2 tRNA genes and 3 rRNA genes are annotated in these 5,203 nt (G+C 49.7%); all 5 read left to right on the top strand.

From position 1 onward, the window contains the following. The 5 genes from OCF95_RS09695 to rrf all read left to right on the top strand — a co-directional run bounded on the left by OCF95_RS09695 (nucleotide 1) and on the right by rrf (nucleotide 5,202). A tRNA-Glu gene (locus tag OCF95_RS09695) sits at nucleotides 1–72 on the top strand. A gap of 242 nt (nucleotides 73–314) precedes the next feature. Beyond that, a 16S ribosomal RNA gene (locus tag OCF95_RS09690) occupies nucleotides 315–1,860 on the top strand. 51 nt (nucleotides 1,861–1,911) lie between these two features. After that, nucleotides 1,912–1,984: transfer RNA gene (locus OCF95_RS09685), tRNA-Ala, on the top strand. A gap of 124 nt (nucleotides 1,985–2,108) precedes the next feature. Next, nucleotides 2,109–5,010, top strand: a 23S ribosomal RNA gene (locus OCF95_RS09680). A gap of 76 nt (nucleotides 5,011–5,086) precedes the next feature. Further along, nucleotides 5,087–5,202, top strand: a 5S ribosomal RNA gene (gene rrf, locus OCF95_RS09675). Together the 16S, 23S and 5S rRNA genes with 2 tRNA genes alongside form the textbook arrangement of a ribosomal RNA operon. Nucleotide 5,203 lies beyond the last annotated feature (1 nt).

The raw sequence follows: 5,203 nt of genomic DNA, 5'->3' as shown, positions 1-5,203 counted from the left end.
GGTCCGTTGGTCAAGGGGTTAAGACACCGCCTTTTCACGGCGGTAACACGGGTTCGAATCCCGTACGGACTATGGTATGTTGTGGTTGCGGCACTTGATGAAAAAAGATTAAAAAAGTTTCAAAAAAGTGTTGACAAGCGAAAGCGACTGTGATATACTAATATAGTTGTCACTTGAGAGAAGCAAGTGACAAAGACCTTTGAAAACTGAACAAGACGAACCAATGTGCAGGGCACTACAACTAAGGTTGTAGTACTGAACAATGAAAAAAACAATAAATCTGTCAGTGACAGAAATGAGTGAGAACTCAAACTTTTAATGAGAGTTTGATCCTGGCTCAGGACGAACGCTGGCGGCGTGCCTAATACATGCAAGTAGAACGCTGAAGGAGGAGCTTGCTTCTCCGGATGAGTTGCGAACGGGTGAGTAACGCGTAGGTAACCTGCCTGGTAGCGGGGGATAACTATTGGAAACGATAGCTAATACCGCATAAGAGTAGATGTTGCATGACATTTGCTTAAAAGGTGCAATTGCATCACTACCAGATGGACCTGCGTTGTATTAGCTAGTTGGTGGGGTAACGGCTCACCAAGGCGACGATACATAGCCGACCTGAGAGGGTGATCGGCCACACTGGGACTGAGACACGGCCCAGACTCCTACGGGAGGCAGCAGTAGGGAATCTTCGGCAATGGACGGAAGTCTGACCGAGCAACGCCGCGTGAGTGAAGAAGGTTTTCGGATCGTAAAGCTCTGTTGTAAGAGAAGAACGAGTGTGAGAGTGGAAAGTTCACACTGTGACGGTATCTTACCAGAAAGGGACGGCTAACTACGTGCCAGCAGCCGCGGTAATACGTAGGTCCCGAGCGTTGTCCGGATTTATTGGGCGTAAAGCGAGCGCAGGCGGTTAGATAAGTCTGAAGTTAAAGGCTGTGGCTTAACCATAGTACGCTTTGGAAACTGTTTAACTTGAGTGCAAGAGGGGAGAGTGGAATTCCATGTGTAGCGGTGAAATGCGTAGATATATGGAGGAACACCGGTGGCGAAAGCGGCTCTCTGGCTTGTAACTGACGCTGAGGCTCGAAAGCGTGGGGAGCAAACAGGATTAGATACCCTGGTAGTCCACGCCGTAAACGATGAGTGCTAGGTGTTAGACCCTTTCCGGGGTTTAGTGCCGCAGCTAACGCATTAAGCACTCCGCCTGGGGAGTACGACCGCAAGGTTGAAACTCAAAGGAATTGACGGGGGCCCGCACAAGCGGTGGAGCATGTGGTTTAATTCGAAGCAACGCGAAGAACCTTACCAGGTCTTGACATCCCTCTGACCGCTCTAGAGATAGAGTTTTCCTTCGGGACAGAGGTGACAGGTGGTGCATGGTTGTCGTCAGCTCGTGTCGTGAGATGTTGGGTTAAGTCCCGCAACGAGCGCAACCCCTATTGTTAGTTGCCATCATTCAGTTGGGCACTCTAGCGAGACTGCCGGTAATAAACCGGAGGAAGGTGGGGATGACGTCAAATCATCATGCCCCTTATGACCTGGGCTACACACGTGCTACAATGGCTGGTACAACGAGTCGCAAGCCGGTGACGGCAAGCTAATCTCTTAAAGCCAGTCTCAGTTCGGATTGTAGGCTGCAACTCGCCTACATGAAGTCGGAATCGCTAGTAATCGCGGATCAGCACGCCGCGGTGAATACGTTCCCGGGCCTTGTACACACCGCCCGTCACACCACGAGAGTTTGTAACACCCGAAGTCGGTGAGGTAACCGTAAGGAGCCAGCCGCCTAAGGTGGGATAGATGATTGGGGTGAAGTCGTAACAAGGTAGCCGTATCGGAAGGTGCGGCTGGATCACCTCCTTTCTAAGGAAAAGGAACTGCGCATTGGTCTTGTTTAGTCTTGAGAGGTCTTGTGGGGCCTTAGCTCAGCTGGGAGAGCGCCTGCTTTGCACGCAGGAGGTCAGCGGTTCGATCCCGCTAGGCTCCATTGGTGAGAGATCACCAAGTAATGCACATTGAAAATTGAATATCTATATCAAATAGTAACAAGAAAATAAACCGAAAACGCTGTAGTATTAATAAGAGTTTATGACTGAAAGGTCAGAAAATAAGGTTAAGTTAATAAGGGCGCACGGTGGATGCCTTGGCACTAGGAGCCGAAGAAGGACGTGACAAACGACGATATGCCTTGGGTAGCTGTAAGTAAGCGATGATCCAGGGATTTCCGAATGGGGGAACCCAACAGGTACTACCTGTTACCCGCATCTGTTAAGGATGTGAGGAGGAAGACGCAGTGAACTGAAACATCTAAGTAGCTGCAGGAAGAGAAAGCAAAAGCGATTGCCTTAGTAGCGGCGAGCGAAACGGCAGGAGGGCAAACCGAAGAGTTTACTCTTCGGGGTTGTAGGACTGCAATGTGGACTCAAAGATTATAGAAGAATGATTTGGGAAGATCAGCCAAAGAGAGTAATAGCCTCGTATTTAAAATAGTCTTTGTACCTAGCAGTATCCTGAGTACGGCGGGACACGTGAAATCCCGTCGGAATCTGGGAGGACCATCTCCCAACCCTAAATACTCCCTAGTGACCGATAGTGAACCAGTACCGTGAGGGAAAGGTGAAAAGCACCCCGGGAGGGGAGTGAAATAGAACCTGAAACCGTGTGCCTACAACAAGTTCGAGCCCGTTAATGGGTGAGAGCGTGCCTTTTGTAGAATGAACCGGCGAGTTACGTTATGATGCGAGGTTAAGTTGAAGAGACGGAGCCGTAGGGAAACCGAGTCTGAATAGGGCGAATTAGTATCATGACGTAGACCCGAAACCATGTGACCTACCCATGAGCAGGTTGAAGGTGCGGTAAGACGCACTGGAGGACCGAACCAGGGCACGTTGAAAAGTGCTTGGATGACTTGTGGGTAGCGGAGAAATTCCAAACGAACTTGGAGATAGCTGGTTCTCTCCGAAATAGCTTTAGGGCTAGCGTCGACATTAGAGATTCTTGGAGGTAGAGCACTGTTTGGGTGAGGGGTCCATCCCGGATTACCAATCTCAGATAAACTCCGAATGCCAATGAATTATGGTCGGCAGTCAGACTGCGAGTGCTAAGATCCGTAGTCGAAAGGGAAACAGCCCAGACCACCAGCTAAGGTCCCAAAATAATTGTTAAGTGGAAAAGGATGTGGGGTTGCACAGACAACTAGGATGTTAGCTTAGAAGCAGCTATTCATTCAAAGAGTGCGTAATAGCTCACTAGTCGAGTGACCCTGCGCCGAAAATGTACCGGGGCTAAAACAATTTACCGAAGCTGTGGATACCTTTATAGGTATGGTAGGAGAGCGTTCTATGTGTGATGAAGGTGTACCGTGAGGAGTGCTGGAACGCATAGAAGTGAGAATGCCGGTATGAGTAGCGAAAGACAGGTGAGAATCCTGTCCACCGTAAGACTAAGGTTTCCAGGGGAAGGCTCGTCCGCCCTGGGTTAGTCGGGACCTAAGGAGAGACCGAAAGGTGTATCCGATGGACAACAGGTTGATATTCCTGTACTAGAGTATGTAGTGATGGAGGGACGCAGTAGGCTAACTAAAGCAGACGATTGGAAGTGTCTGTCTAAGCAGTGAGGTGTGAACTGAGTCAAATGCTTAGTTCTGTAACATTGAGCTGTGATGGGGAGCGAAGTTTAGTAGCGAAGTTAGTGACGTCACACTGCCAAGAAAAGCTTCTAGCGTTTAAACATACTCTACCCGTACCGCAAACCGACACAGGTAGTCGAGGCGAGTAGCCTCAGGTGAGCGAGAGAACTCTCGTTAAGGAACTCGGCAAAATGACCCCGTAACTTCGGGAGAAGGGGTGCTGACTTTAAGTCAGCCGCAGTGAATAGGCCCAAGCAACTGTTTATCAAAAACACAGCTCTCTGCTAAATCGTAAGATGATGTATAGGGGGTGACGCCTGCCCGGTGCTGGAAGGTTAAGAGGAGTGCTTAGCGTAAGCGAAGGTATGAATTGAAGCCCCAGTAAACGGCGGCCGTAACTATAACGGTCCTAAGGTAGCGAAATTCCTTGTCGGGTAAGTTCCGACCCGCACGAAAGGCGTAATGATTTGGGCACTGTCTCAACGAGAGACTCGGTGAAATTTTAGTACCTGTGAAGATGCAGGTTACCCGCGACAGGACGGAAAGACCCCATGGAGCTTTACTGCAGTTTGATATTGAGTGTCTGTACCACATGTACAGGATAGGTAGGAGTCTATGAGATCGGGACGCCAGTTTCGAAGGAGACGTTGTTGGGATACTACCCTTGTGTTATGGCCACTCTAACCCGGATAGGTGATCCCTATCGGAGACAGTGTCTGACGGGCAGTTTGACTGGGGCGGTCGCCTCCTAAAAGGTAACGGAGGCGCCCAAAGGTTCCCTCAGAATGGTTGGAAATCATTCGCAGAGTGTAAAGGTATAAGGGAGCTTGACTGCGAGAGCTACAACTCGAGCAGGGACGAAAGTCGGGCTTAGTGATCCGGTGGTTCCGTATGGAAGGGCCATCGCTCAACGGATAAAAGCTACCCTGGGGATAACAGGCTTATCTCCCCCAAGAGTTCACATCGACGGGGAGGTTTGGCACCTCGATGTCGGCTCGTCGCATCCTGGGGCTGTAGTCGGTCCCAAGGGTTGGGCTGTTCGCCCATTAAAGCGGCACGCGAGCTGGGTTCAGAACGTCGTGAGACAGTTCGGTCCCTATCCGTCGCGGGCGTAGGAAATTTGAGAGGATCTGCTCCTAGTACGAGAGGACCAGAGTGGACTTACCGCTGGTGTACCAGTTGTCTTGCCAAAGGCATCGCTGGGTAGCTATGTAGGGAAGGGATAAACGCTGAAAGCATCTAAGTGTGAAACCCACCTCAAGATGAGATTTCCCATGATTTTATATCAGTAAGAGCCCTGAGAGATGATCAGGTAGATAGGTTAGAAGTGGAAGTGTGGCGACACATGTAGCGGACTAATACTAATAGCTCGAGGACTTATCCAAAGTAACTGAGAATATGAAAGCAAACGGTTTTCTTAGTTTGAATAGATATTCAATTTTGAGTAGGTATTACTCAGAGTTAAGTGACGATAGCCTAGGAGATACACCTGTACCCATGCCGAACACAGAAGTTAAGCCCTAGAACGCCGGAAGTAGTTGGGGGTTGCCCCCTGTGAGATATGGAAGTCGCTTAGCT

The sequence above is a fragment of the Streptococcus mitis genome (assembly GCF_946188615.1).
GTDB lineage: Bacteria > Bacillota > Bacilli > Lactobacillales > Streptococcaceae > Streptococcus > Streptococcus mitis_BZ.
The sequence above is the reverse complement of the archived record's forward strand: the minus strand, read 5'-3'. Positions and strand labels throughout refer to the sequence as shown.